Genomic DNA, 26,371 nt, shown 5'->3' with positions numbered 1-26,371 from the left:
TGCCGGGGGCATGCCAAAGTCCGAACACCCTCCCCGTGAACGGGGAGGATTTGCGTTCCTCGCCCCCCATTGCCGCTCGGAACCTCAAGTCGTAGGGATTCGGCATGTCTCAGGCTGATCTTCTCATCCTTGGCGGCGGGCTGGTCGGCAGTGCGCTCGCGGTCGCGGCCGATGCGCATGGCATCACCAGCATCGTGGTCGATCCCGCCGATCCGGCGGTGGTCACCGCGGCGGGATTCGACGGGCGCGCCTCCGCGATCGCCAGCGCGCCGATGAACATGCTGCGCGCGATCGGGGTCGCCGATCGGCTGGCGGGCAAAGGCTGTCCGATCGAAGGCATCCGCGTGTCCGACGGGCTCGCTCCTGGTGCGCTCGATTTCGTGCCGCAGGACGGTGAGACCGCGCTCGGCACGATGTTCGAGAATCGCGATCTGCGCGCCGCCTTGCTCGATGCCGCCGGCGCCGCGCCGGGCGTCGACCTTCACATGCAGACGCGCGCCGTCGCGATCGAGCGCGACGAAGCTGGCGTTCGCGCCACGTTAAGCGACGGCAGCCAGGTGCGGGCGTCGTTGCTGATCGGCGCGGAGGGCCGCAATTCGCCGACGCGCGAGGCGGCGGGGCTCAACGTCGCGCGCTGGACCTACGACCATGTCGCCTTGGTCACCTCGATCGGCCACGAGCACAGCCACGAGAACGTCGCCTACGAGATCTTCTATCCCGAGGGACCGTTCGCGATCCTGCCCTTGAACGACGATGATCGCGGGCACCGCTCGGCGATCGTCTGGTCGGTGCGCGGGAACCAGGGCCCCGGCATGCAGAAGCTCGGCGACCGCGGCTATATGGCCGAGCTCGAGCGCAAGATGGGCGGGTTCCTCGGCAAGATCACCTGGCTCGGTCCACGCTTCGCGCATCCGCTGGGATTCCATCATGCCGCGACGATCACCGCCGAGCGGCTGGCATTGGTCGGCGACGCGGCGCACGGCATCCATCCGATCGCGGGACAAGGGGTCAATGTCGGCTTCCGCGACGTCGCTGCCCTGGTCGAAGTGCTGGTCGACGGCAAGCGGATCGGGCTCGACGTCGGCGATCGCGCGCTGCTGACGCGCTACGAACGCTGGCGCAGCCTCGACACCTTCATGGTCGCGGCGGCGACCGACGGCCTGACCCGATTGTTCGGCATTCCCGGCAAGACCGCCAGCGCGGTGCGGCGATTCGGACTATCGGCGGTGCAGCACGCGCCGATGCTCAAGGACCGCTTCATTGCCGAAGCACGCGGCGAATCGGGCGCGTTGCCAAAATTGCTGGCGGGGTTGGCGGTTTGATCCATTCAACTCCTCTCCCGGAAGGGGAGAGGAAAAGCAGGGCTCACAACCGATTGATCAGCCGCTGGACCGAAGCGTGGTCGGTGCCGGCGCCGACCTCGCTGCATTCCTTTTCCAGCTTCGCCTTGATCTGCTCGAGTTCATCCTGCGTCAGATGCTCGATCCCAACGAACTCGTCGCGCGGCCCTTGCAGCGAGCGGATCAGCTCGTCGAGCTTGGCCTGGATCGCCGATCCGTCGCGATTCTGCGCATTCTGGATCAGGAACACCATCAGGAAAGTGACGATGGTGGTGCCGGTGTTGATGATCAGCTGCCACGTGTCGGAATAATGAAAGATCGGCCCTGTCACGCCCCAGACGATGATCACCGATAGCGCCAGGACGAACGCCGGCGGACGCCCGGTCCAACTCGCGACCTTGCCCGCGATCGTCTCGAAAATACGCTCCATTCGCCGCTCCTCTTGACCCTGCGGCAGGGACTGCCACTTTCCACCCTTCCCCGCTATGGCAGAGGTCATGACCCAGATCAGCGTCGCCGCGCTCCAGCTCGCCTTTTCCGATGATATCGAGGCGAATATCGCCAACGTCTCGCGCCTGGTCCGCGAGGCGGCGGGCAAGGGCGCGCAAGTCATCCTGCCGCCCGAATTGTTCGAGGGCGAATATTTCTGTCGCGTCGAGGACGAAGGGCTGTTCGCCAACGCCAAGCCGACCGCCGAGCATCGTGCGGTGTTGGCGATGCAGGACCTCGCCGCCGAATTGAAAGTGTGGATCCCGACCAGCTTCTTCGAAGCCGACGGCCCGCATCATTATAACAGCCTGGCGATGGTCAATCCGGACGGCAAGGTCGCCGGCGTCTATCGCAAGAGCCACATTCCCGACGGGCCCGGGTACGAAGAGAAATTCTATTTCCGCCCCGGCAATACCGGCTTCAAGGTGTGGGACGGCCCCTCGGCCAAGTTCGGCGTCGGGGTGTGCTGGGACCAATGGTATCCCGAAACCGCGCGCGCGATGATGTTGATGGGCGCGGAAATCCTGTTCTATCCGACCGCGATCGGCAGCGAGCCGCACGACGAAGCGCTCGACACCGCGCGGCTATGGCGCCGCGCGATGGTCGGCCATGCGGTGTCGAACGTCGTACCGGTGGTCGCCGCCAACCGCGTCGGCACCGAGCACGGCCAGACCTTCTACGGCACCAGCTTCATTACCGACGAGCGCGGCGACATCCTGGCCGAGCTCGATCGTGAAGAAGAAGGCGTGATCACCGCGACGCTCGACCTCGATCGCGTCAAGCGCCACCGCGCCGCATTCGGCTTCTTCCGCGATCGCCGGCCGGAACTGTACGGCCGGCTGGTGCAAGACATCTGATCGCGAAACCGGGCGCCGCTCGATGGCGACGCCCGGCTGACGTCACGCCGCGACGGCCATCCGCGGCTGGCCGAGCGCCTTTTGCCATGCCGGCAGCAGCGCGATCGTGTCGTAGAAGCGCTGCACATTGGGATAGGCGTCGAAGTCGACCGGCATCGCGTCGCGATACGGCTCGGCTGAGGCGATCGCGAAGTCGACGAAGCTCAGCCGGTCGCCGAGCATGAACTCGCGCGTCGCGAGATGGGCGTCGAGCACCGGCAGCAGGCGCGCCGCCTGTACCAGCGCATCGTCGACCAACGGCTGGTTGGTCTCGCCCCAGCCCAATTGCGGACGCACGACCGATTCGAAGAAGATCGTGCCGAGCGCCTTGTTGTAATGCACGCCTTCCCACAGCAGCCAGCGCAGCATGTCGAGCCGCTGGCGACGGTCGCCAGGGATCATCGCACTGCCCTCGGCGAGATAGAGTCCGATCGCGTTCGATTCCCACAGCACGAAATCGCCGTCGACCAGGGTCGGCGCCAGGCGGTTGGGATTGATCTCGCCATAAGCGTCGGACTGGACCTGCTCGACGGTCATGGCGTCAATCTCCACCGGCAGGTCGAGATGGTGGATCAGCGCCAAAACCTTGCGGGAATTCAGCGATTTGGTCAGCGCATAGAGCTTCATGTCAGTCTCCGTCGAACCGGGCAGCCCAGCGCCGCCCGCTATCGCCAAGGACGGAGGCTCGGCGAAAAAGGATTCGCGCGACCGAATCTTTTTCCGCGCCGCCACCGTCTCTCCCGGTAGAAGAATGGCGGATGGCGAGGGACATGACGGACGAGACGGATCGGACACGGATCGAGGCATTGCTGGTCGAGCTACGGCCGGCGCTGCATCGCTATGCCGCGCGGATGGTGGGATCGGTGCTCGATGGCGAGGATGTCGTCCAGGACGCGATCGCGCGCGCCATGGCGGCACTCGACCGCACCCCGCCGGAGGGGGATGGCACCGCTTGGGCGTTCCGCATCGCGCACAATACCGCGATCGACCATTTGCGCGCGCGTGCCCGCCGCGCCGGCGAGCAGGAGATCCAGGAGGAGGATATGGTGTCGGATGGTGACGAGGCCGCGCGCCGCTTTGCCGCCGGTGCCGCGCTGGCGGTGTTCATGCACCTGCCGCCGCTGCAGCGTGGGACCGTCATCCTGAAAGACGTGCTGGGCTATTCGAACGAGGAAGCGGCGGGGATTCTCGACACCACGCTGGCCGCGACCAAGGCGGCGTTGCACCGCGGCCGCGCGCGCCTCCGTACGCTCGCCGACGCGCCGTCATCCTCGCCGCCCGCCGATCATGACGACCTGATCCGGCTGCAGACCTATGTCGACCGCTTCAATGCGCGCGATTTCGACGCGATTCGCGCGATGCTCGCCGACGATGTGCGGTTCGAGCTGGTGGCGCGGATGACGCGCGACCGCGCGGCATTCGAAACCTATTTCACGCGTTATACCGAAATGACGTCATGGCGCTTGTCGGTCGGCATGATCGAAGGTCGCGCCGTGGCGATTGTCCACGATCCCGCCAATCCGGCCGGACCACCGACCGGGATGATCGTGATCGATTGGGCCGATGGGCGGATCGTGCGGCTGCGCGATTTCTATCACGCGCGTTACGTGCTGCGCGACGCGGTGATCTCGCCGCTGGCTTAGGGCTAAGCACCGGTCAACGTTTCCGCCTGGCCTTTGGCGCAGCCTTGGGCCGCGACTTGCCGCGGCGGAGCAGGAATGCGGTCAGCCCACCGATCGCGGCAACGCCCGCGGCGACGGCTCCGCCCACCAGCACCATGCGCGCCCGACCGGATTGTTCCTCCTCGGGTTCGGGAGCGGGCGGCGGCGCGTGGTGCTCGTGCGGCGGCTCGGCGATCGGATAAGGCGACTGGTTGTCGGGCGGAACGGGCGGTTCGTGAGTCATGCCCGAAACAACCGACGACTGCGGACGAAGTTCAACCGCGCAATGCGATCGCGCGCGCGAACACCGCCTCGAACATCTCCGCGGTCAGGCGGCCGGTATTCTGATTGTAGCGCGAGCAATGATAGCTATCGATCAGCATCCGCCCGTCGGGCACGCGATGTTCGGCGAGATGCGCAAAGCGGCATTTGGGCAGCTTGCCGCCGAGCACCTTGACCGCCGACTGGTGCGCGATCTGGCCGAGCGCGACGAACACCCGGGCATTGGGCAGCATTTCGACCTGACCGGCCAGGAATGGGCGGCAGCTATGGATTTCCTCGGGCGTCGGCTTGTTCTCGGGCGGCAGGCATTTGACCGAATTGCAGATGATCACGCCGTCGAGCGCCAGTCCGTCATCCGGCCGCGATTGATAGGTGCCGCGGGTGAAGCCGAATTTGGCGAGTGTCGCGAACAACAAATCGCCGGCATAATCGCCGGTGAACGGCCGCCCGGTGCGGTTGGCGCCGTTCTTTCCCGGCGCCAGGCCGACAATACACAGCCAGCCATTGGGATCGCCGAACGCGGGCACCGGGGCGTTCCACCAATCGGGATGCTCGACCCGCAATTGCTCGCGGAACGCGACCAGCCGCGGACAGCGCGGGCAATCGTGCGGCGGTTCGGTGTCGGGGATCGGGCCGGGTGCAAAGTCCATGCGCTTGCGGTAGGCCCCGTGACGTCATGCCGTCCAGTTATGTCATCGCCTTGGGTTCCAACCGCCGCGGCCGTCACGGCGCACCCGCCGACGAGGTGCGCGCGGCGCTGGCGGCGATCGGCGGTGTCGTCATGACGTCACCGTTGGTCGCGACCGCTCCGCTCGGGCCGGCGCGGCGGCGCTTCGTCAACGCCGCGGCGCTGGTCGAGAGCGAGGACAGCCCGCCCGAAATGCTGGCGCGATTGAAGGCGATCGAGACCGCGTTCGGGCGGCGGCGCGGGCAGCGCTGGACCGATCGCGTGATCGACCTCGACATCATCCTGTGGTCGGACGGCGCCTGGGCGGGCGACGGGCTGATCGTGCCGCATCCCGAATTCCGCCGCCGCGACTTCGTGCTCCGGCCGCTTGGCGCGATCGTGCCGGACTGGCGCGATCCGGTCACGGGGCGCACGGTGCGCCAGCTCGCGGCGCGTATCCGCTAGAAGGTGCGCGCGCTTCCGACCGAGGCGATCGCCGCGCCAAACAGCACCAGCCACAACAGGCAGACGATCAAAGCGAGCCCGCCCGTCACCAGCCCGCCAACGGCAAGCCCCTTGCTGGTCGGGCTCTTCAGCCCGATCCCGCCGGTGATGAGCGCGGCGGGGGCGAGCAGCCACGAGATCAGCCCGATGATCGGAATGATCGAACAGATCAGTCCCAGGATGCCCAGAACCAGCGACGCGGTCGCCGCGCCTGACCCTTCCGAGTATGTGGGTTCGGGATAATAAGGAACCGGGCGCACCGACGGGCGCATAGGATCGGGATCGCTGGCCATGATGCCCCTTATCGTTGCAATTCGGCATGGCTAGCGGCGATGGCGCCCGATGCCAAGCGGCGCAATGGTTGACCCGGCCTTCCTCGCCCCGTAAGCGCCGCGACCTTGGGGCTCGTAGCTCAGTCGGTAGAGCAACGGACTTTTAATCTGTAGGTCCCGGGTTCGAATCCCGGCGAGCCCACCACCATTTCTAAGCGGCTCAGGCTTGTCTTCCTCTCCCCTTGTGGGAGTTCGAGGTAAACAGCGCCCCGCGCTGTTTAGGCCATGCCGGGGGCATGGCGGACCTCGAACTGATAGCGAAGCTTGCGAGCTTGCTCGCTAGCGTAGCTTGGTGAGGGGAAGCGGAGCGCAGCTCCGCGCGGTCGCTGTGCGACCGCTCCCCTCACCCAACTTCGACTAGGGGCCTGACGGCCCCAAGTCTCCGTATCCCTCTCCCACAAGGGGAGAGGGTTTATTTGGTCAGCCTCTTTCAGCCAGCACCCGCTCCCAGGCCAGCGCGTCGCGAACGATGCGGTCGAGATCGTCGTACTGCGGCCGCCACGGCAGGGTCGCCAGGATGCGGCGATTGTCCGACACCAATTCGGCCGGATCGCCCGCGCGGCGGTCCTGAAGCACGCGCTTGACCTCATGATTGGTCACGCGATCGACCGCGTCGAGCACCTGCAGCACCGAATAGCCATGGCCATAGCCGGCGTTCATCGTGAGGTTCTCGTCGGGCTCGGCGATCAGCCGGTCGAGCGCGTGGACGTGCGCGGCGGCGAGGTCGCTGACATGGATGTAATCGCGCACGCCCGTCCCGTCGGCAGTGGCGAAATTGGTGCCGAACACGCCGACATGATCGCGCTTGCCCGTCGCCGCCTCGACCGCGACCTTGATCAGATGCGTCGCGCCCGCGGTCGACTGGCCCGACCGGCCCTGGGGGTCGGCGCCTGCGACGTTGAAATAGCGCAGCGCGCAATAATTGATCGGATGCGCCGCGGCGACGTCCTTCAGCATCGCCTCGGTCATCAGCTTCGACATGCCATAGGGATTGATCGGCAGCTTGGGATCGTCCTCCGCGACCGGCACGCGCTCGGGCGTGCCATAGGTCGCCGCGGTCGAGCTGAAGATGAAATGCTTGACCCCCGACACCACCGCGCTTTCGATCAGCGCGCGGCTCGCGACGGTGTTGTTGCGATAATATTTGAGCGGGTTCTCGACCGATTCGGGCACCACCACCGATCCGGCGAAGTGCATCACCGCGAGGACGTCGTGCTCGCGCATCGCGGCGCGGACCTTATCGTCATCCTCGATATTGGCGACGACCAAGGTGGCGCGCGGATCGACCGCCCAGTCGAACCCGGTGACGAGATTGTCGACCACCACCACGTCCCAGCCCGCGTCGAGCAAGGCCAGCACCGCATGGCTGCCGATATAGCCCGCGCCGCCCGTGACCAGCACTTTGCCCTTGCTCATTCACGCATCCTTTTCGTCCGCCTCTTTGCCGCTGCGCGCGCCGTACCTATCTTTGGACCAACTTGAAAAGGGAGTGAGACGAATGTCCCTCGAATTTGCGACGCTTGCCGGTGGCTGCTTCTGGTGCACCGAGGCGGTGTATAACGATGTGATCGGCGTCGAGAGCGTCGAAAGCGGCTATATCGGCGGCCATGTCGCCAACCCGACCTACAAACAGGTGTGCGGCGGTGACACCGGCCATGCCGAAGCGATCCGCGTCGGTTTCGATCCCGAGCGTATCTCCTATGCCGACCTGCTCGACATCTTCTTCGCGACGCACGATCCGACCACGCTCAATCGCCAGGGCAATGACGTCGGCACGCAATATCGCTCGGCGATCTTCCCGCACGATGCGGCGCAGGAGGAAGAAGCCAAGGCGGCGATCGTCCGCAATGCGGGCGAGTGGCCGAATCCGATCGTGACGACGATCGAGCCTTTGGGTGAATGGTATCCGGCCGAGGATTATCACCAGGAATATTGGGACGGCGAAGGCCAGCGGAATCCCTATTGCCTGGCGGTGATCCCGCCCAAGCTGAAGAAGCTCCGCAAGAGCTTCGCCGCACGGTCGAAAGCCGAGACCGCGGCGGCCTGAACTGTAAGCTCCCCTCCCTGCAAGGGAGGGGCTGGGGGTGGGTGCGCGCGTCTGCGCGCCTCAAAGACTCATCGACCGATCACCAAACAGCGCCGGACGAGGCATCGAGCCTCGCCCAGCGCTACACCCACCCCTTGATCCCCTCCCTTGCAGGGAGGGCAGGGTCAGATACCTAGAGCGCCTCACCCTCGACCGGCGGCCGGACCGTCGCATCGGCGCCCAGCGCCTTGTAGACGACACCGCCCAGAATCCCGCCGATCAGCGGCGCAACCCAGAACACCCAGAGTTGCTCGATCGCCCAGCCGCCGACGACCAAAGCCTGGCCGGTCGAGCGCGCCGGATTGACCGAGGTGTTGGTCACCGGAATCGACACGAGGTGGATCAGCGTCAACGCGAGCCCGATCGCGATCGGCGCGAAGCCGGCCGGCGCGCGCGTATCGGTCGCGCCCATGATCACGATCAGGAACATGAAGGTCATCACGACCTCGATCGTCACGCAGGCGACCAGCGAGTATTTGCCGGGCGAATGCTCGCCGAATCCGTTGGTGGCGAATCCGCCCATCTCCCAGCCCGGTTGTCCGGAGGCGATGAAATAGAGCAGATAGGCGGCGATCACCGCGCCGAGCACCTGGGCGACGACATAGAGCGGGATGTCCTTGCCGGCGAAGCGCCCGCCCGCCCATAGCCCCAGCGTGACCGCGGGGTTGAGGTGACAGCCCGATATATGTCCGATCGTATAGGCCATGGTCAGCACGGTCAGGCCGAACGCCAGGGCGACTCCGGCAAAACCGATGCCGGCAGCGGGAAAATTACAGGCCAGGACCGCGGCACCGCAGCCGCCGAAAACGAGCCAGAACGTGCCGATAAGCTCGGCGAGCCCGCGTTGGATGTTCGTCATACGCCCCTCTCCTTGGTCGTGCCGCCTTACGGAACGAGTGCCGGAACGGCCCGATGGCGAGAGACTAAGCCTCGTTTCGGCTGTGTAAAGACGTAACGGCTTGTTTTGCAGTCATTCCCGATGCGATGCGCGGCGCAGGCGATCGTTGATCGCGACGCCGATCCCTTCATTGGGGACGGGCGCGATCGCGATTTTCGGCTGCGACGAGGCGTCGCCGCGGTGCAGCGCGTCGAACAGATTGGCCGCTGCCTCGGCCAGATCGCCGCTCGGCGAGAGATTGTCGTTGCCCCCGGTCGCGGCGAATCCGATCATCCATTCGTCTTCGGCGCCGCGCGGCGCGTCGATCCGCAAGGGTTTGCGCGGCGCGTAATGCGCGAGCAGCTGGCCCGGCGATTCGATCTGCTCGGGCTGGCCGTCATCTTCGCCGGTATCGAAGCGATCGAGCTTCACGCCGGGCCGGGTAATCGCCGCGCGCACCTCGTCGATCGTCACCGGCCCATGGCGCAGGATGCGCGTCATCCCGAACACTTCGCGGACGATGGTCGATTCGATCCCCTGGCTGGTCGGCCCGTCATCGAGGATCAGCGGGATCCGCCCGTCGAGGCTGGCGGCGACATGCTCGGCGCGGGTCGGGCTGATCGACCCCGAGGCATTGGCCGAGGGCGCGGCGAGCGGCCGCCCGCTCGCTTCGAGCAAGGCGCGCATCGCGCGGTGGCGCGGCACGCGGATCGCGATCGTCTCGAGTCCCGCGGTCACCAAAGAGGCGATCTGCGCCGACGGCTTGAGCGGCAGGACCAGGGTCAGCGGCCCCGGCCAGAACGCCTCGGCCAGCGCATCAGCGCGCCGGTCGAACGCCGCGATCCGCTTCGCCTCGGCGAGATCGGGGACATGGACGATCAACGGATTGAAACTCGGCCGCCCCTTGGCTGCATAGACGGCGGTCACCGCGGCGGCGTTGGTCGCGTCGGCGGCCAGGCCATAGACCGTTTCGGTCGGCACCGCGACGCAGGCGCCTTGCCGGATCAGCGCCGCCGCTTCGGCGACAGAATCGGCTCCGTAAGGTAAAGTGCGGGTGAGTTGCGCGTCCATCGCCGGGGGCTATAGCGCGTCGGATCAGGAGAGGAAGCCGAATGCCCTTCAATCCCGCCGTTCGTGAGCAGCGTTTCGTGCTCGACCATGTCGCCCAGCTCGCCGATCTCGCCGCGAGCGAGCGCTTCGCCGATGCCACGCCCGATCTGGTCGACGCGGTGCTCGAAGGCGCCGGCGCCTTCGCCGCCGGCGAATGGGCGCCGCTGGCGAGGGCAGGCGATACCGACGGGCCGAAATGGACTCCCGAGGGCGTCAAGATGCCGGCCGGCTATCCCGAAGCCTATCGCGCTTATGTCGACGGCGGCTGGGGCACGATCGGCGCGCCCGGCGATTTCGGCGGGCAAGGCCTGCCATTCGTGCTGGCCAGCGCGGTGCTCGAGACGTTGGGCGCCGCCAATATGGGCTTCGCGCTGGCGCCGACCCTGACCGTCGGCGCGATCGAGGCGCTGCTCCATCACGGCACGCCCGAGCAGCAGGCGGCCTACCTGCCCCATCTCGCGACCGGCGCCTGGACCGGCACGATGAACCTGACCGAGCCCCAGGCCGGGTCGGATGTCGGTGCGCTGCGCAGTCGCGCCGAACCCGCGGGCGACGGCAAATGGAAGATCTCGGGCACCAAGATCTTCATCTCGTTCGGCGACCACGACATGGCCGACAATATCGTCCACCTCGTCCTCGCCCGCACGCCGGGCGCGCCCGAGGGGACGCGCGGTATCTCTTTGTTCCTGGTGCCCAAATACCGGCTCGACGCCGACGGCAAGCCCGGCGACTTCAACGACGTCCGCGTCGTCTCGATCGAGCACAAGATGGGGCTGCACGCCTCGCCGACCTGCGTGCTGTCGTTCGGCGACCATAATGATTGCATCGGCGAGCTGATCGGCGCGGAGAATGCCGGCATGCGCGCGATGTTCACGATGATGAACAATGCCCGGCTCAATGTCGGGCTACAGGGCGTGCAAGTGGCCGAGGCGGCGACGCAGAAAGCGGTCGATTATGCCCGCGAGCGTATCCAGTCGGCGCGCGCCGGATCGGCCGACAAGACCCCGGTGGCGATCATCGAACATCCCGACGTCCGCCGCATGCTGATGCGGATGAAGGCGCAGACCCAGGCGGCACGCGCCTTGGTCTATCTCGCCTCGGCGCAAGTCGACCGCGCGGGCCTGGGTGACGAGGCGGCGAAGGACCGGCTCGAAATCCTGACTCCGTTGGCCAAGGCGCATGGCACCGATCTCGGCAACGAAGTCGCCTCGCTCGGCATCCAGGTCCATGGCGGCATGGGCTATATCGAGGAGACCGGCGCGGCGCAGTTCTTCCGCGATGCCCGCATCACCCCGATCTACGAAGGCACCAACGGCATCCAGGCCGCCGATCTGGTCGGGCGCAAGCTCGGCCTGTCGAACGGCGCGGCGTTCGCGACGCTGATCGCCGACATGCGCGCCGAGGCCGAGGAGTCGGCGCTGCGCATGCTGATCGATGCCTGTGACGAAGTCGGGCGGCGGCTGGCGACGGCGGACGCCGATGATCGGCTGGCGGCGAGCTACCCCTTCCTCACCATGGTGTCGGTCGCGGTGTGCGGCTGGCTGATGGAGCGGCAGGGGCGCGCGGCGGCCGACGGCGATGACGATTTCCTGCGCATGAAGCGCGCGGTCTGCGCTTTCTATGTCGAGCAGATCGTGCCCGAGGCGCTGGGGCTGCACGCCGCGGCGACAGCACCCGCGGCCGGGCTCTACCAATTACCTGCGGAGCTGTTCGCGGCATGAGCTTCGACCTCGACGCCTATTTCGAGCGGATCCGGCTCGCCGAGCGTCCGGCCTGCGATCTCGAAGGTTTGGCCACGCTCCAGCGCGCGCACCGACTGGCGATCCCGTTCGAGAATCTCGATATCCGGCTCGGTCGCGGCATCGCGATCGACAGCGACTCGGTGTTCGCCAAGCTCGTGATGCGGCGGCGCGGCGGCTATTGTTTCGAACAGAACCGATTGTTCTGTGACGCGCTGACCGAATTGGGGTTCACCGTGCGGCCGCTGCTCGCGCGTGTCTGGTTTGGCGCCACCGCGACGCCCGGACGCACGCACATGGTGCTGCTGGTGACGATCGACGGGCAGGATTGGCTCGCCGATGCCGGCTTCGGCGGCAGCTATTCGCCGATCATGCCGCTGATCGATGGGGCGGAGGCGACCGCGCCCGACGGCGCCTTGTTCCGTCTGATCAACGACAAGCGCGGCTGGGTATTGTCGCGCGACGGCAATCCCGCAACCACCGACGGGCGCGATGCGGGCGAGGGCTGGGTCGAGCAATTCAGTTTCACCCTCGACGAGGTGCCGCAGATCGACCTCGCCATGTCCAACCATTGGACCGCGACCGCGCCGAACACGCGCTTCACCGACCTCGTCGTGGTCAGCATCGTCCTGCCCCACGGCTTCGCCGCGCTGACCGATCTCGCCTATCGCCGCCATTCGGCAGGCGAGGACACGACCGGCACGATCGACGACCCGCGCGTCTATCGCCTGCGGCTCAGCATGTTGTTCGGGATCGACTTGAGCGAAGAAGAAGTCGCGCGGCTGGGATTGTTCTAGGGCGCCGCCTTTAATTGCCGTCGTCAGGAGGCAGATGCAGAACCCGTCCGCCAATGCGTTCGTGGCGAGGATAGGCCATGTGGATCGCCTCGACGACTTTCGGATTGAACCGTTGATCGAACACCACGTCACCACGATCGCCATCGGTGACGAAAAACGCGAACCTGCGCTGTTCGATCAGCTTCACGAACTTGGCTTCGTCATAGCGCCCGGCGCTGCCTAGCTCCGCGACGATCGATGGCTCCCAGCGCATCGCTTGTCCCGCTCTGATCAACAGCGTCGCATCGTCGGAAATCACCGGCCGTTTGGCCTGGCGGATGCGAGCGGCAATCGCATCGAGCGCTTGCTGCTGAACCTTGACGGCGCCGCGATCGGGCAAAAGCCCGGCTCCGGCGGTTTGCAGCGGCAGGACAATGCCGACCAGCCCCAACAGGATCACGTTCGGCTTCGCCGGCAAGCGCAATGTCGAGCGCAACACCGGCACCATCGCGATGCCGAACAATATGGCGAGCTCGGAAAACCAGTCGATCAAATAATTGTCGCTCGCGCCCGATTTCAGGATCGCCGGCAGCATCAATGTCTTGCAGGCCAGTGTCGCAGCAACGACCGAGAGCGCCACGTTTTTCGAATCGCTGGCGAGCCACGCCCTGAGATCGCGCCAATGCTGCAGGCCCGAGCCGCGAACGCTGTCGAGCAGGCCGAATGCCGCTATCCCGATCACCGCAATATTGGCCAGCAGCACGGTGCCGAACGCCAGGGCGTGATCCCAGATGATGCGGTTGATATTGTACGAAACGATATTGAGCAGAAAGCCGCCTTGGGTAGCGGATTCGAGCACAGCAAGGATGGCCAGGCCGCTACCGACCGAAACGGCAGCCATCAGCCAGGCCCGTGAAGGGCGCACCGCGAGAAGGACCAGGAACGCGCCGGCAGGCGCCGGCAGGCTGGTCTGGCGGGTGTACAATGCGATGGTGAACATGAGGCCGGCAGCGACACAGGCGCCAATCGACCGGGGCGCATGGATCGCCAGTAGCATGCCCGCGAGCGACAAGGCGCAGGCCAATAGATCGATCCGCATCAACAGCGCCCATTCGTCGACCACCGGCAGCGTGAGGAACGCTAATCCCGCGATCGTCGCGGCGCCGAAGACCACCTTGCGGTTTTCGCCGGCGAGGGCATGGGCGGTAAGCCGCGCGATGAGCATTGCGCATGCGGCCGCCGATGCCAGCGACACGAGCCGCCCGGCGTAAAGCTCGTCGATTCCGGCGACCCGCGCGACGCCTGCCGCGCAAAGATGGAAGATGGGCGGGTATTCATAGGCGATCGCGGGATAGATGCCGATCGCCTGATACCCCTGGCCCTGGACGATGTTGCGCATCTGCTGCCAGACCACGCCTTCGCCGTAATCAAAGGCATAGGGAAAGCTGAACGCGATCGAAGCGTGCGCGGTAAATCGGACGAGCGCGACGAGGAACACTGCCACCAGGATGCCGATCGTCGCGCGACTGACCAGGGTCATGTCGGGCTTGAGCGCTGCGGCTGACCCGCTCCCCGTTTCCTGCCCCGCCATGGTCAGCTAATTACCGGCAGCGTTCGCCACGTCAAAGCGGATCGCGGAACGTCCGCACTTGGGAGAAGCGTTCGCGGGGGCACGATCAGCTCCTCGTCCCAACAGCGTCGCTCAATGCTCCGACTGGATACAGCCTTCATCCCCCGCCGCCGGACGGTCCACCGACTTGCCGCCGACGAACCATTGCGGCTTCGGCCCCAGCTTCATGTCGTAATAACAGATTTCCGCACCGGTGCCGTCGGGGGCGATCGCGATCGTCCAATTATGGTCGCTGCAATTGTGCTCCTGGCACTCGTTCATCAGCAGCTTGCCGTTCTGCAGCACGATCGGGCTCGCCGGCCCGGTAGTGTCGGCCAGCCATTTGCGCGCCTCGGCGTTCGCCCCCGACCCGGCGATTGCCGCCTTGACCGCGTCGGTTTCGGTGAAGGTCTTGCCGGCAATCTTGTCGTACGGCGATTTGCCGGCATAGCCGGCCAGCGACGGCGCCTCGGTCGGCGGCGCGATGGCGTTGCCGGGCACTGCACTCGCGTTGTCGGCGGGCGAGGCGACGATGTCGGTGTTGGTGGTGGTCGTTTCCACCGTGACGTTATTGGTCACTGTCGCGGTCTGCGGAGCGCAGCCGACGAGCAGGATGAGCGACAGGGTAGCGAAAGCGAGCGTCGATCTTGCCATGACCATCTCCTCGATAGAGAAGCAGCATGTGCGCCGCGGCGATCGATGGCACCGGAAATTCAGGCGCCTTCGCGCTCGAGCAGGTCGGCGGCGTCGAGCCCGAGCAGTTCGATATAATCGGCGATGCGCGGCCATTGCTGGGTCACGAAGCGATCGCGCTCGGCGATGCGGAGCTTTTCCGCCGCGCCGGGCAGGACGAACATGCCGACGCCGCGCCGAACCTCGACATAACCGTCGTCCTGGAAACTCTGATAGGCCTTGGCGACGGTCAACGGGTTGGCGCCATGTTCGGCCGCGAGTGCGCGGACCGACGGCAATTGGTCGCCCGCACGATATTCGCCCCGCAGAATCGCCGCCGAGATCGTGCCCCTCAACCGGATGTAAACCGGGCTGTCATCATTGCTAAGTGCCATGGTGCATTAATACAGCAACGGTGAAAAGAGTCCAGTCAATTACCCTTGCCATGTTGAAATAATCTTTTGCAGATCGGGGCGCGGCCTTTCTTCTAGTTGCTTTCCCGGCGTTCCCAGGAAGATATACCCGGCGATCCGTTCGGGTTCCGCGCCGAACGCATCGCGCACCGCGTCGGAATAGGCCGCCCAACCAGTCAGCCAGCCACCGGCAAACCCCAAAGCGTGCGCGGCATGAAGCAGGTTCATGCCCGCGGCGCCCGCCGATAATTGCTGTTCCCATAACGGGATATGGCTGTCGACCTTGGGCGACGACAGCACCACCACCAACGCCGGCGCCTGGGTCGCGAATTGCTCGAGTGCCTCGATCTCCAGCCGCGCCGCCTGCGGCCGCTCGGCGCGATAGGCAGCGGTGATCGTTTCGGCCAGCGCGGCGCGCTTGTCGGCGGGAACGATCACGAACCGCCACGGCGCGAGCTTGCCATGGTCGGGGGTACGCGCGGCAATCTCCAGGATCTGCTGCAGTTGCGCATCGTCGGGGCCGGGCGCGACAAGGTCGCGCGGCTTGCCCGACCGGCGGGTCGACAGCAGCGAAAGCGGCGTGGAGCGGTCGTTGAACATCGTCGCCATCTAGGAATGCACACGACCACCGGCAACGGAGTCTGTGCCCCGCTGTCGGTATATTTACTCGCCTCGCTTTGCCGCTAGTCTCGCTTCATCCACTCGCCGCGTTTTGAGACGGCGGGAGCAAGAATTCAGGGAGCGAATGCATGGTGGACACCCCGACCGCGGACAATCCGCGCGAGCCGGACATCACCCACACCAACCCAGCGGCGGAGGGAACTTGGCTCGGCCATCCCAAGCCGCTCTATTGGCTGTTCGGGACCGAGATGTGGGAGCGGTTCGGCTTTTACGGCATGCGGGCGCTGCTCACGCTCTATCTCACCAAGCATTTCATCCTCGGCGACCGCGCCTCGACCGGTCTCTATGGCGGCTATACCGCGTTGGTCTATCTGACCCCGCTGGTCGGCGGATTGCTTGCCGACCAATATCTCGGCTCGAAGCGCGCGGTGCGTTTCGGCGCGCTGATGATGGCGGTCGGCTATTTCACGCTCGCCTTCGGCGGTCAGCCGGCCAAGCCCTATCAGGTGATTGACGGCAAGAAGTACGAAGTGGTCGTCGATCATTTCCGCGACACCCCGACCAGCGACCCGCAAGAGGCGCGCTATCTGATTGACGGCAGCCAGAAGCTGGCGATGCGGGGTAACGACGATGGCAGCCTGTCGCTGCTCGCCGCCGACGGGCACGAGGTCCGCAAGATCGCCAAAGGCAGCTATGCCGAGGAAGCCGAGCGCAGCCCGCTCCTGACGATGATCCTGTTGATGGCGCTATCGTTGGTCTCGGTCGGCAACGGCTTCTTCAAGCCCAATATCTCGACGATGGTCGGCGAGCTCTACGAACAGGGCGACCGCCGCCGCGATGCCGGCTTCACCATCTTCTATATGGGGATCAACACCGGCTCGATCCTCGGCCAGTTCCTCTGCGCGATCTTCGCCGACAGTTTCGGATGGCCGTTCGGGCTCGGCCTCGCCGGCGTGGCGATGGTGATTTCGTTCTTCATGATCAGTTATCATGGCGGCCGGCTCGACGCGTACGGCAATCCACCTCCTCGCGAAGGTCCCGACCGGGCGATGCTGATCTACGTGCTCGCGATCGTCGCCGTGCCGGTGGTCTATTTCCTGTTCGTCAATTTGATGCAGGCCGAGGAACCCGCCGCGGGCTCGGGCTTCATCGGCTATCTCGCGTCGCTCCCGCTGACGGGTAAATTGCTGTTCGGCACGTTCATCGTCTCGGTCCCCGGCATCCTCATCTGGTCGTTCGTGAAGGGTAGCCGCAAGGAAGGCGAGATGATGGTCGCGGCGATGGTGCTGATCGTCTTCAACGTCGTCTTCTGGACCTTGTTCGAACAGGCCGGGTCGAGCCTGACCCTGTTCGCCGACCGCAATACTGACCGCACCATCATCGGCGACTGGGTGATGTCGGCGCCGCAGACGCAGAATTTCAACCCGATCTCGATCGTGCTGCTGGCGCCAGTGATGAGCGCCTTTTGGGGCTGGCTCGCGCGGCGCGGCTGGGAGCCCTCGATCCCGATCAAGTTCGCCGGCGCGTTGATGGGCGTGGGCGCTGGCTTCCTGTTCCTGGTCTGGGGATCGACCTTCGCCGACAGCAATTTCAAGGTCGGGTTGTGGTGGCTTGCCGGGCTCTACGTGATCCATTCGATCGCCGAATTGTGCATCTCGCCGGTCGGGCTGTCGATGATCACCAAATTGTCGATCGCGCGCGTCGTCGGGCTGATGATGGGGGTGTGGTTCCTGTCGATCTCCGTCGCGCAATATGTCGCGGGTCTGGTCGCGCAATTTGCCAGCGTCGAGACGGTTGGCGGGCAAGCGACCAATTTGAAGGTCAGCCTGGATACCTATACGCACACCTTCACGACGATCGCCCTGGTGGCGATCGGACTCGGCCTGCTGCTGCTCCTGCTGGCCTGGCCGCTCAAGAAGTGGATGCACGGGGTCCAGTGATGGCCTAGGCTCTCCCCCGGAACGGTTCGGGGGAGAGGGTCCATGAGTCCGTTATGCTGGGAAATCGCTGCCGCGGTGGCGTTCGTCGGGTCGCATTTCCTGCTGTCGCACCCGTTGCGTGGCACCATTGTGCGCGCGATCGGCGAGCTGCCGTTCCAGGGCGTCTATTCGCTGGTCGCGCTGGCGACGTTCGGCTGGCTCGCGCTCGCGTTCCGCGCGGTGCCGCCCGAGGCGTCGTTCTGGGCGGTCGGCGACGGGCTGTGGATCCTGAGCACGGTGATCATGTTCTTCGCGAGCATCATGTTCGTGGGGTCGCTGCTCGGCAATCCGGCGCTGCCCGGACCGCCGCGTGCTGCGAGCGCACTGCCCGAACCGCGCGGCGTGTTCAGCGTGACGCGGCATCCGATGATGTGGAGCTTCACGCTTTGGGGCGTGGCGCATATCCTGGTCGCGCCGACGCCGGCGAATATCGTGCTGGCGAAGACGATCATCTTCCTCGCTTTGGTCGGCGCCGCGCTCCAGGACAGGAAGAAGGAAAAGCTCCAGCCCGAGACCTGGCGGGCATGGGAAGCGCATACCAGCTATTGGCCGCTCGGGGCGATCCTCAGCGGGCGCGTCAAGTTCACGCCCGCCGGGGTCGTGCCGGCCGTGGGCGGGATCGCGTTGTGGCTCGCCGCGACCTGGGCGCATTTGCCGCTGGCGGGCATGCCCGCGGGGATTTGGCGCTGGATCGGTGGGTAGGGGTCCGAGTTTCCCTCTCCCCTTGTGGGAGAGGGAAGGGGCCCGCTCGGCGTAGCCGAGTGGGAAGGGTGAGGGGGACTCCAAGGGTTCGCCGACTCCCCCTCATCCTTCCGGCGCTTCGCGCCTCCCTCCTTCTCCCACAAGGGGAGAAGGAGTGTAGCCAAGATCACCCAGGCAGCTGCTCAACCATCCGATCGGTCTCGCCCTCACCTTCCGTCGTAACCCCACTCCGCACCGCGATCGTGCCGGTGACCGCGACGTCCATCGTCACATTGCCCAGCGTCCGGAACAAGTCAGGCACCGTCTCGACCGCGACCAGCAGCCCCAGCGCCTCGAGCGGCACGCCCATCGCCACCGCTACCGGCGCGACCGAGGCGAAGAAGCTGATCGTGCCCGGCAGCGATACTGACCCCATCGTCGTGATCGCCGCGGTGACGACGCCGGCGGCGAGCTGGCCGGGGCCGATTGGCGTGCCGGTCAGATGCGCGACATAGAGCGCGACCGCCAGGTTCATCGCCGGGCTGGTCGCGCGGAACACCGCGACCGCGATCGGCAGGACGATGCCCGACACCCGCGCCGGGGCGCCGATCGCCTCGCTCGAGCGGAGCATGGTCGGGAGCGAGGCGAGCGAGGACGAGGTGCTGATCGCGACGATCTGGCTCGGCAGGACGGCGCGGGCGAAGCGCCCGATGCTTATGCGCGCACCGATCGCCGCGATCGGATAGGCCGACAGCAGCACCAGGATACCGAGCGTCGAGACGATCGCGACATAATGCGCCAGCGCGCCGAACGCGGCCGCGCCGGTTTCCATGCCCACTCCGAACGCCAGGCAGAACACGCCGAGCGGGGCGAGCACCAGCACCCAGCCGATCACCACGATCATCGCGTCGGCGATCGCCTGGAACAGATCGACCATCAGCTTGCGGCGATCGGGCTGCAACCGGGTGATGGCGAAGGCGAACACCATCGCGAACACGGTCAGCGGCAGGAAAGCGTCGGTCGCGGCGGCGTCGATGATGTTGGTCGGCACGATCTTGTCGAAGAAATCGCCCAGCGTCGGCACCTGGCCGGCGGTCTTGGCGCTCGACAGCGAGGCCCTGAGCGCCATTGCCCAATCGGGGCGGAGCGGGAACAGCTTGAGCAGCAATGGCGTGAGCAGCGCCGACATGATCGTGTTGAACCACAGGATGACGACGAAGAAGATCAGCGCGCGCCCGGCGATCTTGCCGGCGCGCGCCGCTTCGGCCGAGGCGGCGATGCCGATCACCAGCAGCGCCACGACCAGCGGCACGATCACCATCTGCAGCCCGTGCAGCCAGGCGCCGCCGATCCGCTTGGTGAAGACCAGGACCCAGCCGCCGGCGTCGGGCGCCCAATTGGCGAGCGCGATACCCAGCGCCAGGCCCGCCACCAGCGAGATCAGGATCCTCAATGCTTGGCTCATGCTCGCCCTTCTTCGTTTGCCGCGCTAAGAGGCGGCCTTGGCGCGGGATAGCGGACGGAAACGGGCAGAATGGCAAGAAAATATTTCGGTACGGACGGTATTCGCGGCCTGACCAACATGCAGCCGATGACCGCGGTGATGGCGATGAAGGTCGGCATGGCGGCCGGCGCGCATTTCGTTCGCGGCGACCACAAGCATCGCGTGGTGATCGGCAAGGACACGCGGCTGTCGGGCTATATGCTCGAAAACGCGCTGGTCGCCGGGTTTACCAGCGTCGGCATGGACGTGACTTTGTTCGGGCCGCTGCCGACCCCGGCGATCGGCATGCTGACCAAGTCGATGCGCGCCGATCTGGGCGTGATGATCTCGGCCAGCCACAACCCTTACGCCGATAACGGCATCAAATTGTTCGGTCCGGACGGCTATAAATTGAGCGATGCCGACGAGACGGCGATCGAGGCGCTGATCGACGGCGACGTCGCATTGGCCGATGCGCCCGATATCGGCCGCGCGCGCCGGGTCGAGGATGCGCGCGGGCGCTATATCCATTTCGCCAAGGCGACTTTCCCCGACGATCTGACGCTCGACGGACTCAAGATCGTGGTCGATTGCGCCAATGGCGCCGCCTATCAGGTCGCGCCTTCGGCCTTGTGGGAATTGGGCGCCGAGGTCATCGCGATCGGCGTCACGCCCAACGGCAAGAATATCAACGATCAGGTCGGATCGACCGCGCCGGAGACCTTGTGCGAAACCGTGGTCGCCAGCGGCGCGCATATCGGCATCGCGCTCGACGGCGACGCCGACCGTCTGATCGTCGTCGACGAGAATGGCCGCGTGATCGACGGCGATCAGCTGATGGCGGTGATCGCGACCGGCTGGGCGCGGGCGGGCAATCTCCGCAATGGCGGGCTGGTCGCTACGGTGATGTCCAACCTGGGACTCGAACGCCATCTCAGCGCGCAGGGGATCAAGCTGATCCGCACCGCGGTCGGCGACCGTTATGTGCTCGAAGCGATGCGCGGCCAGGGATACAATGTCGGCGGCGAGCAATCGGGGCACATCATCCTGTCGGATTATGCCACCACCGGCGATGGGCTGGTCGCGGCGCTGCAGATCCTCGCCGAACTGGTCCGCTCGGGGATTCCGGCGAGCGAATTGCTCCATCGCTTCGATCCGCTGCCGCAATTGCTCAAGAACGTGCGCTTCAAGGGCGGCAAGCCGCTCGACGATGCCGGGGTCAAGGCAGTGATTGCCGATGCCGAGGGCGAACTCGAGGGCAAGGGCCGGCTGGTGATTCGCCCGTCGGGCACCGAGCCGGTGATCCGGGTGATGGCCGAGGGCGAGGATGCCGCTCAGGTCGAGGCGGTGGTCGACCGGATTTGCGAGGCGGTTAAGACCGCGGCAGGGTAATCTCTACAGCAACAGGCCCTGCAGATTGGCGCGCCCGACCGCGCCGCCGCCACGCCGCCGGGCGAGTTCGGTCTCCGCGGTGAAGCGCACGTCGGGGTCGCGGTCGGTCAGGAAGCCGGCCAGGCTGTCCTCGGCGATCTCGCTCCATTCCTTGCCGCGATCCGGCCCGTAGCGCACGCGCGGCAGCAGGCCGGGCTGGTTCGACCATTCGATCAATTGCGCGACCGACGCCTCGTTGAGCATGTCGCGCAGATGGTGCGCGGTGACATAGGCGTCGGGAAAGGCGCGGTGCGCGGGCAGGCCGCGTTCATGCTCGAGCCCCTCGGGCTTACGCCAATAACGTAGCACCTGGTTGGAGAAGCTCGGGCTATCGGGCCACAGCCTGAGCGCGCATTTCCACGTGCAGATCCAGTCGGCGCCGTGAGTCAGCGTCGGGGTGCAGAATTGCTCCTCGAAATCGGCGCGATGCGCGGCGAGCGCGATGCGGCGCGGATAGGGATCGAGCACCGGACGCGCGACATCGATCCAATAAGGCGCGTCGGCCACCTGTTCGTCGAGAATATGATGGATCGCCTGGGTGATTGGCGGGATCGGTCGGCCGGGATTGACCATCCGGCTGCCGCCCTCGCCGTATATTTCCCAGCGCCCGTCCGCGCCCAGCGCGACGTCCTGCCAACCCACTTCCAGCACGCCATGCTGCGGCGGCGCGTCGCCGGTGGTTTCGAGGTCGATGACACGGATGATCGAGGGGGACGCCATTCGGGCTAGATGGGGGCTTTGGCCGGGAAAAGCCACCTAGGGCCACTTTGCAACCGTCATCCCCGCGTGCGCGGGGATGACGATGTGAAGTCTGCCGGGAGACTCAATGCCCCGCTTGCGGCCCGCGCTCGAGCCCGCTTGCCGCCAGCTGCGCGTCGATCTGCGCGAGCAGGCGGTCGAGCGCGGGCTGATCCTTCGCCTCGGCGCGCGCGACCAGCACGTCCTGGGTGTTCGACGCGCGGAGCAGCCACCAGCCGTCGGGCGTGTTGACCCGCGCGCCGTCGGTGCGGTTGACGTCGGCGCCGTCGGTTTCGAGCCGGTCGAGCACTTCGTCGATCACCGCGAACTTGCGGCTTTCGTCGACCTGAAAGCGCATTTCGGGCGTGTTGACCATCACCGGCATGGCGTCCTTGATCTCGTTCATCGACTTGCCGATCATGTGGACCGCGCGGATCAGCCGGACCGCGGCATATTGCGCATCGTCGAAACCGTAGAATTCGTGCGCGAAGAAGATGTGGCCCGACATCTCGCCGGCGAGCGGCGCGTGCGTCTCCTTCATCTTGGTCTTGATCAGGCTGTGCCCGGTCTTCCACATCAACGGCTGCCCGCCCAGCTCGGCGATGCGGTCGTACAGCGCCTGGCTCGCCTTGACGTCGGCGATGATCGTCGCGCCAGGCAATTCCCGCAGCACCGGCTCGGCCAGGATCGACAATATCTGGTCGCCCCAGATCACCCGGCCCTTCCCGTCGATCGCGCCGATCCGGTCGCCGTCGCCGTCGAACGCCACGCCGAAATCGAGTCCCTTCTCCGCCACCAGCGCCTTGAGCTGGGCCAGGTTCTTTTCCTCGGTCGGATCGGGATGATGATTGGGGAAATTGCCGTCGACCTCGGTGAACAGCAAATGATGCTCGCCCGGCAGCAATTTGGTCAGCTTCTCGATCACCGGACCAGCGGCGCCGTTGCCGGCGTCCCAGCCAATCCGATAGGCGCCGCCCGAATAGCCGGCCATCAGCCGGCCGACATAATCGTCGACGATATCGACATCGGCGACCTCGCCCTCGCCTTCCTCCCAATCGCCCTCGGCCGCCATCCGGCCGAGTTTCTGGATGTCCTCGCCGAAGAACGGACGATGCTGCAGCACCATCTTGAAGCCGTTATATTCGGCTGGGTTGTGGCTGCCGGTGATCTGGATGCCGCCATCGACTTCCAGCTCGGCCTCGGCCCAGTAAAGCTGCGGGGTCGGACCCATCCCGGTGCGGATCACGCTCACCCCCGACGCGAGCAACCCTTCGACCAATGTCGCCTCCATCGCCGGCGATGAAATACGGCCGTCGCGTCCCACCGCGACGCGGGTGCCGCCGGCGCGGCGCACGATCGTGCCGAAGGTGCGACCGATCGCGCGAGCATCGTCGGTCGACAGGGTTTTGCCGACGACTCCGCGGATATCGTATTCGCGCAGGGATGTAGGATCGAAACGGTGGGTCATGGGGGCTCCCGTCAGGTTGATGCGCGCCCAATCCGCCGAGCAGGGAAAAAGTTCAATCCCTCGGCTCAATCCTCGGCTTCAACAAGATGTCGCGCGCCTCATTTACGCGACGAGCGAGCTCGTCGGTGCCGCCATGATCGGGATGGACGTTGCGCAACAGGCGGCGGTGCGCGACGCGAATCTCGTCGCGACTGGCGCCGGGATCGAGTCCCAGCACGGCCAGCGCGCTGATCTCATCCTCGCTGCGTTGCGGCTTGCGGCGGCCGTCGGTCCAGACCTTCTTGGGTCCTTGCCACAGCCACCAGCCGAACCAGGCAACCGCCAGTGCGAGGAGGAGCTTGGCCATGATCAGGCGAAGAGCGGCAGGACCGGCTCGGGCAGCGCGAGCGCCGCCATCATCTCGCGCAGCTCCTGCCGCGCGGCGACATGCGCCATGCCCATCTCACCGAAATCGCGGCTGTCGATCATCGTCAGCCCCTTGGGAAACAATTCGCGATAGATGACGCGCTCGCCCAAGCCCGGAATGATGCGGAATCCCACGCGCTTGGCGAGCTGGTCGAGCGCGTCGGACACGCGGCGCATGTTGCGCGCCTCGATATGCTGGAGGCGGTTGCGCAACACGACCCAGTCGATCGCCACGCCATCGGCCTTGGCCCGGGCCTTGCGCGCGTCCCAGATCAGTTCGGCGTAGAAGCTCGGCCGGGTGACCTTGTAGGTGTCGGGGTCGACCTGCCCGATCAGGTCGAAATCGACGAAGCTGTCGTTCATCGGCGTGACCAACGTATCGGCGCGGCTCGCCGCCAGTCGCCCGAACCGGTCGTCGCGGCCGGGGGTGTCGATCACCACGAAATCGGCGTCGCTGCAGAGCCGGCCTAACGTGTCGTCGAAAAATTCCAGGCTCTCGCCGTCATGCGCGGCGAAGGCGGGCGTCGGCAGCTCGCGACTGGTGCGCTTGGCGGTGGCGACGCGATTCTCGAAATAGCGCGCCATGGTGCGCTGGCGATGGTCGAGGTCGAACGCCGCGACGCGCGCGCCGCGCGCCTGCAGCGCGATCGCGACATGGACCGCGGTGGTCGACTTGCCGGTCCCGCCCTTTTCGTTGGCGAAGACGATCATATGTGGTTTGCTGGCGTCCGCCACGTAAAGACCCTGGTTGCCTGAGATGCCCCGCGCCTCTTACAGGCGAACCCTCGTCTATCGAAGCGACAAGTCCCATGCAAATTGTCCATCATCTGCCCGATTTGAGACGCGCGACCGCCGAGCTGCGCAGCGATGGCGCACGCGTCGCGCTCGTGCCGACAATGGGAGCGCTCCATACCGGGCATATGGCGCTGGTCGACGCCGCGCGGGCGACAGGGGCGAAAGTCGTCGCGTCGATCTTCGTCAATCCCAAGCAATTCGGTCCGAACGAGGATCTGTCGCGCTATCCGCGCCCGGCGGAAGCCGACAAGGCGTTGCTGATCGCCTATGGCTGCGACCTGTTGTGGATGCCGGGAGTCGACGACATGTACCCGGCGGGGTTCGCCACCAACGTCTCGGTGTCGGGCGTGAGCGACGGGCTCGACGGCGCCGCGCGGCCCGGCCATTTCGACGGCGTCGCGACGGTGGTCTCCAAATTGTTCAACCAGGTGCGCCCCGACACGGCCTATTTCGGCGAAAAGGATTTTCAGCAGCTCGCGGTGATCCGCCGCGTGGTCGCCGATCTCGATATGGAGCTGGAGATCGTCGGGGTGCCGACGGTGCGCGAGGCCGACGGGCTCGCTTTGTCGTCGCGCAACATCTACCTTTCGCCCGACGAGCGCGCGCGAGCCGTGGCGCTGCCCAAGGCGCTGGCCGAGGCCAAGCGCGCGATCGAGGCGGGGGAGCCGGGCGCGATCGATGCCGCGATAACGTCGCTGGCCGAGTCAGGCTTCCTCACCGATTATGTCGCCTTGGTTGACGCCGCGACCCTGGGCGATCCGCAGCCGGGCAAATCCCGTCGCCTGCTCGCCGCCGCGCGACTCGGCACGACTCGGCTGATCGACAATCTCGACATAGCGCCCTGAATTTCGTGGTTAAACGCCGTTAACCATTTGTTGACCGCTCGCCCCCCAAGGTAGCCCGGCCAAAGGGATAAAGGGGTGGCGACGATGGGCAGCAGCCTGAAGAATGCGCAGTTCCTGATCGAAAGCCGGCTGAGCGATGCCGCGCGGGGCGATTGGAATGCGTGCTACGATCTCGGGGTCGATTATTCGACCGGCGCGAACGGCGTCGATCTCGATCTGGTCGAGGCGCACAAATGGTTCAACCTCGCCGCGTCGCGCGGCGGCCATGAAGGCGCGCGCTATTGCCGCGCCGAAGTGGCCGATGAAATGACCGCACGAGAGATTGCGGAGGCGCAGACGCGTGCCCGGTCGTGGTTGAACGAAACGAGCAGCCGGGCCGCGTAACCGCCGTCATCCCAGACTCGTCCCCGCACCCGCCGCGCCGTCTGACAAATCGTCATCCCAGCGAAAGCTGGGATCTCAAGCAATTGAG

Annotated in this window: 29 protein-coding genes and 1 tRNA gene; 13 read left to right on the top strand and 17 right to left on the bottom strand. The window is 65.9% G+C overall.

Annotated features, from left to right (window positions below):
- Positions 1–104: 104 nt before the first annotated feature.
- On the top strand, positions 105–1,322 hold the full coding sequence (locus AC1DRD_RS11105; protein ID WP_478041417.1) for an FAD-dependent monooxygenase: 1,218 nt from the start codon (positions 105–107) through the stop codon (positions 1,320–1,322).
- A gap of 43 nt (positions 1,323–1,365) precedes the next feature.
- Here the strand turns inward: AC1DRD_RS11105 and AC1DRD_RS11100 are convergent, their stop codons facing one another.
- On the bottom strand, positions 1,366–1,770 hold the full coding sequence (locus tag AC1DRD_RS11100; RefSeq protein ID WP_478031319.1) for a low affinity iron permease family protein: 405 nt from the start codon (positions 1,768–1,770) through the stop codon (positions 1,366–1,368).
- Between the two features lie 67 nt (positions 1,771–1,837).
- Here AC1DRD_RS11100 and aguB point away from each other — a divergent pair, with 67 nt between their 5' ends.
- The gene (gene aguB, locus AC1DRD_RS11095; RefSeq protein ID WP_478041416.1) at positions 1,838–2,686 is read left to right on the top strand and encodes an N-carbamoylputrescine amidase; all 849 of its coding nucleotides are present in this window, start codon (positions 1,838–1,840) and stop codon (positions 2,684–2,686) included.
- A gap of 42 nt (positions 2,687–2,728) precedes the next feature.
- On the opposite strand, the gene AC1DRD_RS11090 is transcribed toward aguB, so the two are convergent.
- Positions 2,729–3,352 (bottom strand): glutathione S-transferase family protein, encoded by a 624-nt coding sequence (locus AC1DRD_RS11090; protein ID WP_478031321.1) that lies wholly within the window; start codon positions 3,350–3,352, stop codon positions 2,729–2,731.
- A gap of 143 nt (positions 3,353–3,495) precedes the next feature.
- Here AC1DRD_RS11090 and AC1DRD_RS11085 point away from each other — a divergent pair, with 143 nt between their 5' ends.
- Positions 3,496–4,368: a sigma-70 family RNA polymerase sigma factor gene (locus tag AC1DRD_RS11085; RefSeq protein ID WP_478041415.1), complete on the top strand. Its 873-nt coding sequence runs from the start codon at positions 3,496–3,498 to the stop codon at positions 4,366–4,368.
- A 13-nt stretch (positions 4,369–4,381) separates the two neighbouring features.
- On the opposite strand, the gene AC1DRD_RS11080 is transcribed toward AC1DRD_RS11085, so the two are convergent.
- Positions 4,382–4,630, bottom strand: a complete 249-nt coding sequence (locus AC1DRD_RS11080; RefSeq protein WP_478031323.1) for a hypothetical protein — start codon at positions 4,628–4,630, stop codon at positions 4,382–4,384.
- Positions 4,631–4,661: 31 nt separating this feature from the next.
- Positions 4,662–5,318 carry a uracil-DNA glycosylase gene (locus tag AC1DRD_RS11075; RefSeq protein ID WP_478041414.1) on the bottom strand — a complete coding sequence of 219 codons (657 nt, stop codon included), beginning with the start codon at positions 5,316–5,318 and terminating at the stop codon, positions 4,662–4,664.
- Positions 5,319–5,344: 26 nt separating this feature from the next.
- On the opposite strand from AC1DRD_RS11075, the gene folK reads away from it, so the two are divergent.
- On the top strand, positions 5,345–5,800 hold the full coding sequence (gene folK, locus AC1DRD_RS11070; protein ID WP_478031327.1) for a 2-amino-4-hydroxy-6-hydroxymethyldihydropteridine diphosphokinase: 456 nt from the start codon (positions 5,345–5,347) through the stop codon (positions 5,798–5,800).
- Here the strand turns inward: folK and AC1DRD_RS11065 are convergent.
- Positions 5,797–6,132: a hypothetical protein gene (locus tag AC1DRD_RS11065; RefSeq protein ID WP_478031329.1), complete on the bottom strand. Its 336-nt coding sequence runs from the start codon at positions 6,130–6,132 to the stop codon at positions 5,797–5,799. The genes folK and AC1DRD_RS11065 overlap by 4 nt on opposite strands.
- Before the next feature lie 108 nt (positions 6,133–6,240).
- On the opposite strand from AC1DRD_RS11065, the gene AC1DRD_RS11060 reads away from it, so the two are divergent.
- A tRNA-Lys gene (locus AC1DRD_RS11060) sits at positions 6,241–6,316 on the top strand.
- Between the two features lie 275 nt (positions 6,317–6,591).
- Here the strand turns inward: AC1DRD_RS11060 and galE are convergent.
- Entirely contained in the window at positions 6,592–7,587 is a 996-nt protein-coding gene (gene galE / locus AC1DRD_RS11055) for a UDP-glucose 4-epimerase GalE (protein WP_478041413.1), read from the bottom strand.
- 82 nt (positions 7,588–7,669) lie between these two features.
- Between galE and msrA the strand changes: the two genes are divergently transcribed.
- Positions 7,670–8,218 (top strand): peptide-methionine (S)-S-oxide reductase MsrA, encoded by a 549-nt coding sequence (gene msrA, locus AC1DRD_RS11050; RefSeq protein ID WP_478031332.1) that lies wholly within the window; start codon positions 7,670–7,672, stop codon positions 8,216–8,218.
- Between the two features lie 172 nt (positions 8,219–8,390).
- Here msrA and aqpZ read toward each other — a convergent pair whose 3' ends face one another.
- Entirely contained in the window at positions 8,391–9,116 is a 726-nt protein-coding gene (gene aqpZ / locus AC1DRD_RS11045) for an aquaporin Z (RefSeq protein ID WP_478041412.1), read from the bottom strand.
- A 111-nt stretch (positions 9,117–9,227) separates the two neighbouring features.
- Positions 9,228–10,205 carry an L-threonylcarbamoyladenylate synthase gene (locus AC1DRD_RS11040; RefSeq protein WP_478031335.1) on the bottom strand — a complete coding sequence of 326 codons (978 nt, stop codon included), beginning with the start codon at positions 10,203–10,205 and terminating at the stop codon, positions 9,228–9,230.
- Between the two features lie 41 nt (positions 10,206–10,246).
- Between AC1DRD_RS11040 and AC1DRD_RS11035 the strand changes: the two genes are divergently transcribed.
- Together AC1DRD_RS11035 and AC1DRD_RS11030 are read left to right on the top strand one after the other, a co-directional pair.
- Positions 10,247–11,965 carry an acyl-CoA dehydrogenase gene (locus AC1DRD_RS11035; RefSeq protein ID WP_478041411.1) on the top strand — a complete coding sequence of 573 codons (1,719 nt, stop codon included), beginning with the start codon at positions 10,247–10,249 and terminating at the stop codon, positions 11,963–11,965.
- Positions 11,962–12,780, top strand: a complete 819-nt coding sequence (locus AC1DRD_RS11030) for an arylamine N-acetyltransferase family protein (protein ID WP_478041410.1) — start codon at positions 11,962–11,964, stop codon at positions 12,778–12,780. The genes AC1DRD_RS11035 and AC1DRD_RS11030 overlap by 4 nt, the downstream gene beginning before the upstream one ends.
- A gap of 10 nt (positions 12,781–12,790) precedes the next feature.
- Here the strand turns inward: AC1DRD_RS11030 and AC1DRD_RS11025 are convergent, their stop codons facing one another.
- The 4 genes from AC1DRD_RS11025 to AC1DRD_RS11010 all read right to left on the bottom strand — a co-directional run bounded on the left by AC1DRD_RS11025 (position 12,791) and on the right by AC1DRD_RS11010 (position 16,053).
- The gene (locus AC1DRD_RS11025; protein ID WP_478041409.1) at positions 12,791–14,350 is read right to left on the bottom strand and encodes a hypothetical protein; all 1,560 of its coding nucleotides are present in this window, start codon (positions 14,348–14,350) and stop codon (positions 12,791–12,793) included.
- A 111-nt stretch (positions 14,351–14,461) separates the two neighbouring features.
- Entirely contained in the window at positions 14,462–15,022 is a 561-nt protein-coding gene (locus AC1DRD_RS11020; protein WP_478041408.1) for a hypothetical protein, read from the bottom strand.
- 59 nt (positions 15,023–15,081) lie between these two features.
- Positions 15,082–15,435 carry a GntR family transcriptional regulator gene (locus AC1DRD_RS11015; RefSeq protein WP_066805059.1) on the bottom strand — a complete coding sequence of 118 codons (354 nt, stop codon included), beginning with the start codon at positions 15,433–15,435 and terminating at the stop codon, positions 15,082–15,084.
- A gap of 39 nt (positions 15,436–15,474) precedes the next feature.
- Complete coding sequence (locus tag AC1DRD_RS11010; protein ID WP_478041551.1) at positions 15,475–16,053, bottom strand: nitroreductase family protein; 579 nt, start codon at positions 16,051–16,053, stop codon at positions 15,475–15,477.
- 149 nt (positions 16,054–16,202) lie between these two features.
- On the opposite strand from AC1DRD_RS11010, the gene AC1DRD_RS11005 reads away from it, so the two are divergent.
- Positions 16,203–18,014 carry a peptide MFS transporter gene (locus AC1DRD_RS11005; protein WP_478041407.1) on the top strand — a complete coding sequence of 604 codons (1,812 nt, stop codon included), beginning with the start codon at positions 16,203–16,205 and terminating at the stop codon, positions 18,012–18,014.
- Positions 18,015–18,056: 42 nt separating this feature from the next.
- Entirely contained in the window at positions 18,057–18,755 is a 699-nt protein-coding gene (locus AC1DRD_RS11000) for an NnrU family protein (protein ID WP_478041406.1), read from the top strand.
- 166 nt (positions 18,756–18,921) lie between these two features.
- On the opposite strand, the gene AC1DRD_RS10995 is transcribed toward AC1DRD_RS11000, so the two are convergent.
- On the bottom strand, positions 18,922–20,199 hold the full coding sequence (locus tag AC1DRD_RS10995) for a dicarboxylate/amino acid:cation symporter (RefSeq protein ID WP_478041405.1): 1,278 nt from the start codon (positions 20,197–20,199) through the stop codon (positions 18,922–18,924).
- Positions 20,200–20,268: 69 nt separating this feature from the next.
- Here AC1DRD_RS10995 and glmM point away from each other — a divergent pair, with 69 nt between their 5' ends.
- Entirely contained in the window at positions 20,269–21,609 is a 1,341-nt protein-coding gene (glmM, locus tag AC1DRD_RS10990; protein ID WP_478041404.1) for a phosphoglucosamine mutase, read from the top strand.
- 3 nt (positions 21,610–21,612) lie between these two features.
- Here the strand turns inward: glmM and AC1DRD_RS10985 are convergent, their stop codons facing one another.
- The 4 genes from AC1DRD_RS10985 to AC1DRD_RS10970 all read right to left on the bottom strand — a co-directional run bounded on the left by AC1DRD_RS10985 (position 21,613) and on the right by AC1DRD_RS10970 (position 24,970).
- A complete protein-coding gene (locus tag AC1DRD_RS10985) occupies positions 21,613–22,368 on the bottom strand; it encodes an exonuclease domain-containing protein (protein ID WP_478031353.1) in 756 nt (251 codons plus the stop codon).
- A gap of 103 nt (positions 22,369–22,471) precedes the next feature.
- Positions 22,472–23,854, bottom strand: a complete 1,383-nt coding sequence (gene pgmG / locus AC1DRD_RS10980; RefSeq protein WP_478041403.1) for a phosphoglucomutase/phosphomannomutase PgmG — start codon at positions 23,852–23,854, stop codon at positions 22,472–22,474.
- Positions 23,855–23,906: 52 nt separating this feature from the next.
- Positions 23,907–24,200 (bottom strand): J domain-containing protein, encoded by a 294-nt coding sequence (locus tag AC1DRD_RS10975; protein ID WP_478031355.1) that lies wholly within the window; start codon positions 24,198–24,200, stop codon positions 23,907–23,909.
- Positions 24,201–24,202: 2 nt separating this feature from the next.
- Entirely contained in the window at positions 24,203–24,970 is a 768-nt protein-coding gene (locus AC1DRD_RS10970) for a division plane positioning ATPase MipZ (protein ID WP_478031383.1), read from the bottom strand.
- Between the two features lie 98 nt (positions 24,971–25,068).
- Here AC1DRD_RS10970 and panC point away from each other — a divergent pair, with 98 nt between their 5' ends.
- Together panC and AC1DRD_RS10960 are read left to right on the top strand one after the other, a co-directional pair.
- Positions 25,069–25,899, top strand: coding sequence for a pantoate--beta-alanine ligase (gene panC / locus AC1DRD_RS10965; protein WP_478041402.1), 831 nt, complete (start codon positions 25,069–25,071; stop codon positions 25,897–25,899).
- Positions 25,900–25,983: 84 nt separating this feature from the next.
- Positions 25,984–26,283 (top strand): SEL1-like repeat protein, encoded by a 300-nt coding sequence (locus tag AC1DRD_RS10960; protein WP_478033197.1) that lies wholly within the window; start codon positions 25,984–25,986, stop codon positions 26,281–26,283.
- Positions 26,284–26,371 lie beyond the last annotated feature (88 nt).

The sequence above is a fragment of the Sphingomonas sp. P4_G2 genome (assembly GCF_056401155.1).
Note: the sequence above shows the minus strand (reverse complement) of the source record. Positions and strands in the feature narration are given on the sequence as shown.

Excerpts from the sequence above, each read along its gene's own strand:
- AC1DRD_RS11105 (WP_478041417.1), top strand. The coding sequence starts at position 105 with ATGTCTCAGGCTGATCTTCTCATCCTTGGCGGCGGGCTGGTCGGCAGT.
- AC1DRD_RS11100 (WP_478031319.1), bottom strand. The coding sequence starts at position 1,770 with ATGGAGCGTATTTTCGAGACGATCGCGGGCAAGGTCGCGAGTTGGACC.
- aguB (WP_478041416.1), top strand. The coding sequence starts at position 1,838 with ATGACCCAGATCAGCGTCGCCGCGCTCCAGCTCGCCTTTTCCGATGAT.
- AC1DRD_RS11090 (WP_478031321.1), bottom strand. The coding sequence starts at position 3,352 with ATGAAGCTCTATGCGCTGACCAAATCGCTGAATTCCCGCAAGGTTTTG.
- AC1DRD_RS11085 (WP_478041415.1), top strand. The coding sequence starts at position 3,496 with ATGACGGACGAGACGGATCGGACACGGATCGAGGCATTGCTGGTCGAG.
- AC1DRD_RS11080 (WP_478031323.1), bottom strand. The coding sequence starts at position 4,630 with ATGACTCACGAACCGCCCGTTCCGCCCGACAACCAGTCGCCTTATCCG.
- AC1DRD_RS11075 (WP_478041414.1), bottom strand. The coding sequence starts at position 5,318 with ATGGACTTTGCACCCGGCCCGATCCCCGACACCGAACCGCCGCACGAT.
- folK (WP_478031327.1), top strand. The coding sequence starts at position 5,345 with ATGCCGTCCAGTTATGTCATCGCCTTGGGTTCCAACCGCCGCGGCCGT.
- AC1DRD_RS11065 (WP_478031329.1), bottom strand. The coding sequence starts at position 6,132 with ATGGCCAGCGATCCCGATCCTATGCGCCCGTCGGTGCGCCCGGTTCCT.
- galE (WP_478041413.1), bottom strand. The coding sequence starts at position 7,587 with ATGAGCAAGGGCAAAGTGCTGGTCACGGGCGGCGCGGGCTATATCGGC.
- msrA (WP_478031332.1), top strand. The coding sequence starts at position 7,670 with ATGTCCCTCGAATTTGCGACGCTTGCCGGTGGCTGCTTCTGGTGCACC.
- aqpZ (WP_478041412.1), bottom strand. The coding sequence starts at position 9,116 with ATGACGAACATCCAACGCGGGCTCGCCGAGCTTATCGGCACGTTCTGG.
- AC1DRD_RS11040 (WP_478031335.1), bottom strand. The coding sequence starts at position 10,205 with ATGGACGCGCAACTCACCCGCACTTTACCTTACGGAGCCGATTCTGTC.
- AC1DRD_RS11035 (WP_478041411.1), top strand. The coding sequence starts at position 10,247 with ATGCCCTTCAATCCCGCCGTTCGTGAGCAGCGTTTCGTGCTCGACCAT.
- AC1DRD_RS11030 (WP_478041410.1), top strand. The coding sequence starts at position 11,962 with ATGAGCTTCGACCTCGACGCCTATTTCGAGCGGATCCGGCTCGCCGAG.
- AC1DRD_RS11025 (WP_478041409.1), bottom strand. The coding sequence starts at position 14,350 with ATGGCGGGGCAGGAAACGGGGAGCGGGTCAGCCGCAGCGCTCAAGCCC.
- AC1DRD_RS11020 (WP_478041408.1), bottom strand. The coding sequence starts at position 15,022 with ATGGCAAGATCGACGCTCGCTTTCGCTACCCTGTCGCTCATCCTGCTC.
- AC1DRD_RS11015 (WP_066805059.1), bottom strand. The coding sequence starts at position 15,435 with ATGGCACTTAGCAATGATGACAGCCCGGTTTACATCCGGTTGAGGGGC.
- AC1DRD_RS11010 (WP_478041551.1), bottom strand. The coding sequence starts at position 16,053 with ATGTTCAACGACCGCTCCACGCCGCTTTCGCTGCTGTCGACCCGCCGG.
- AC1DRD_RS11005 (WP_478041407.1), top strand. The coding sequence starts at position 16,203 with ATGGTGGACACCCCGACCGCGGACAATCCGCGCGAGCCGGACATCACC.
- AC1DRD_RS11000 (WP_478041406.1), top strand. The coding sequence starts at position 18,057 with ATGAGTCCGTTATGCTGGGAAATCGCTGCCGCGGTGGCGTTCGTCGGG.
- AC1DRD_RS10995 (WP_478041405.1), bottom strand. The coding sequence starts at position 20,199 with ATGAGCCAAGCATTGAGGATCCTGATCTCGCTGGTGGCGGGCCTGGCG.
- glmM (WP_478041404.1), top strand. The coding sequence starts at position 20,269 with ATGGCAAGAAAATATTTCGGTACGGACGGTATTCGCGGCCTGACCAAC.
- AC1DRD_RS10985 (WP_478031353.1), bottom strand. The coding sequence starts at position 22,368 with ATGGCGTCCCCCTCGATCATCCGTGTCATCGACCTCGAAACCACCGGC.
- pgmG (WP_478041403.1), bottom strand. The coding sequence starts at position 23,854 with ATGACCCACCGTTTCGATCCTACATCCCTGCGCGAATACGATATCCGC.
- AC1DRD_RS10975 (WP_478031355.1), bottom strand. The coding sequence starts at position 24,200 with ATGGCCAAGCTCCTCCTCGCACTGGCGGTTGCCTGGTTCGGCTGGTGG.
- AC1DRD_RS10970 (WP_478031383.1), bottom strand. The coding sequence starts at position 24,970 with ATGATCGTCTTCGCCAACGAAAAGGGCGGGACCGGCAAGTCGACCACC.
- panC (WP_478041402.1), top strand. The coding sequence starts at position 25,069 with ATGCAAATTGTCCATCATCTGCCCGATTTGAGACGCGCGACCGCCGAG.
- AC1DRD_RS10960 (WP_478033197.1), top strand. The coding sequence starts at position 25,984 with ATGGGCAGCAGCCTGAAGAATGCGCAGTTCCTGATCGAAAGCCGGCTG.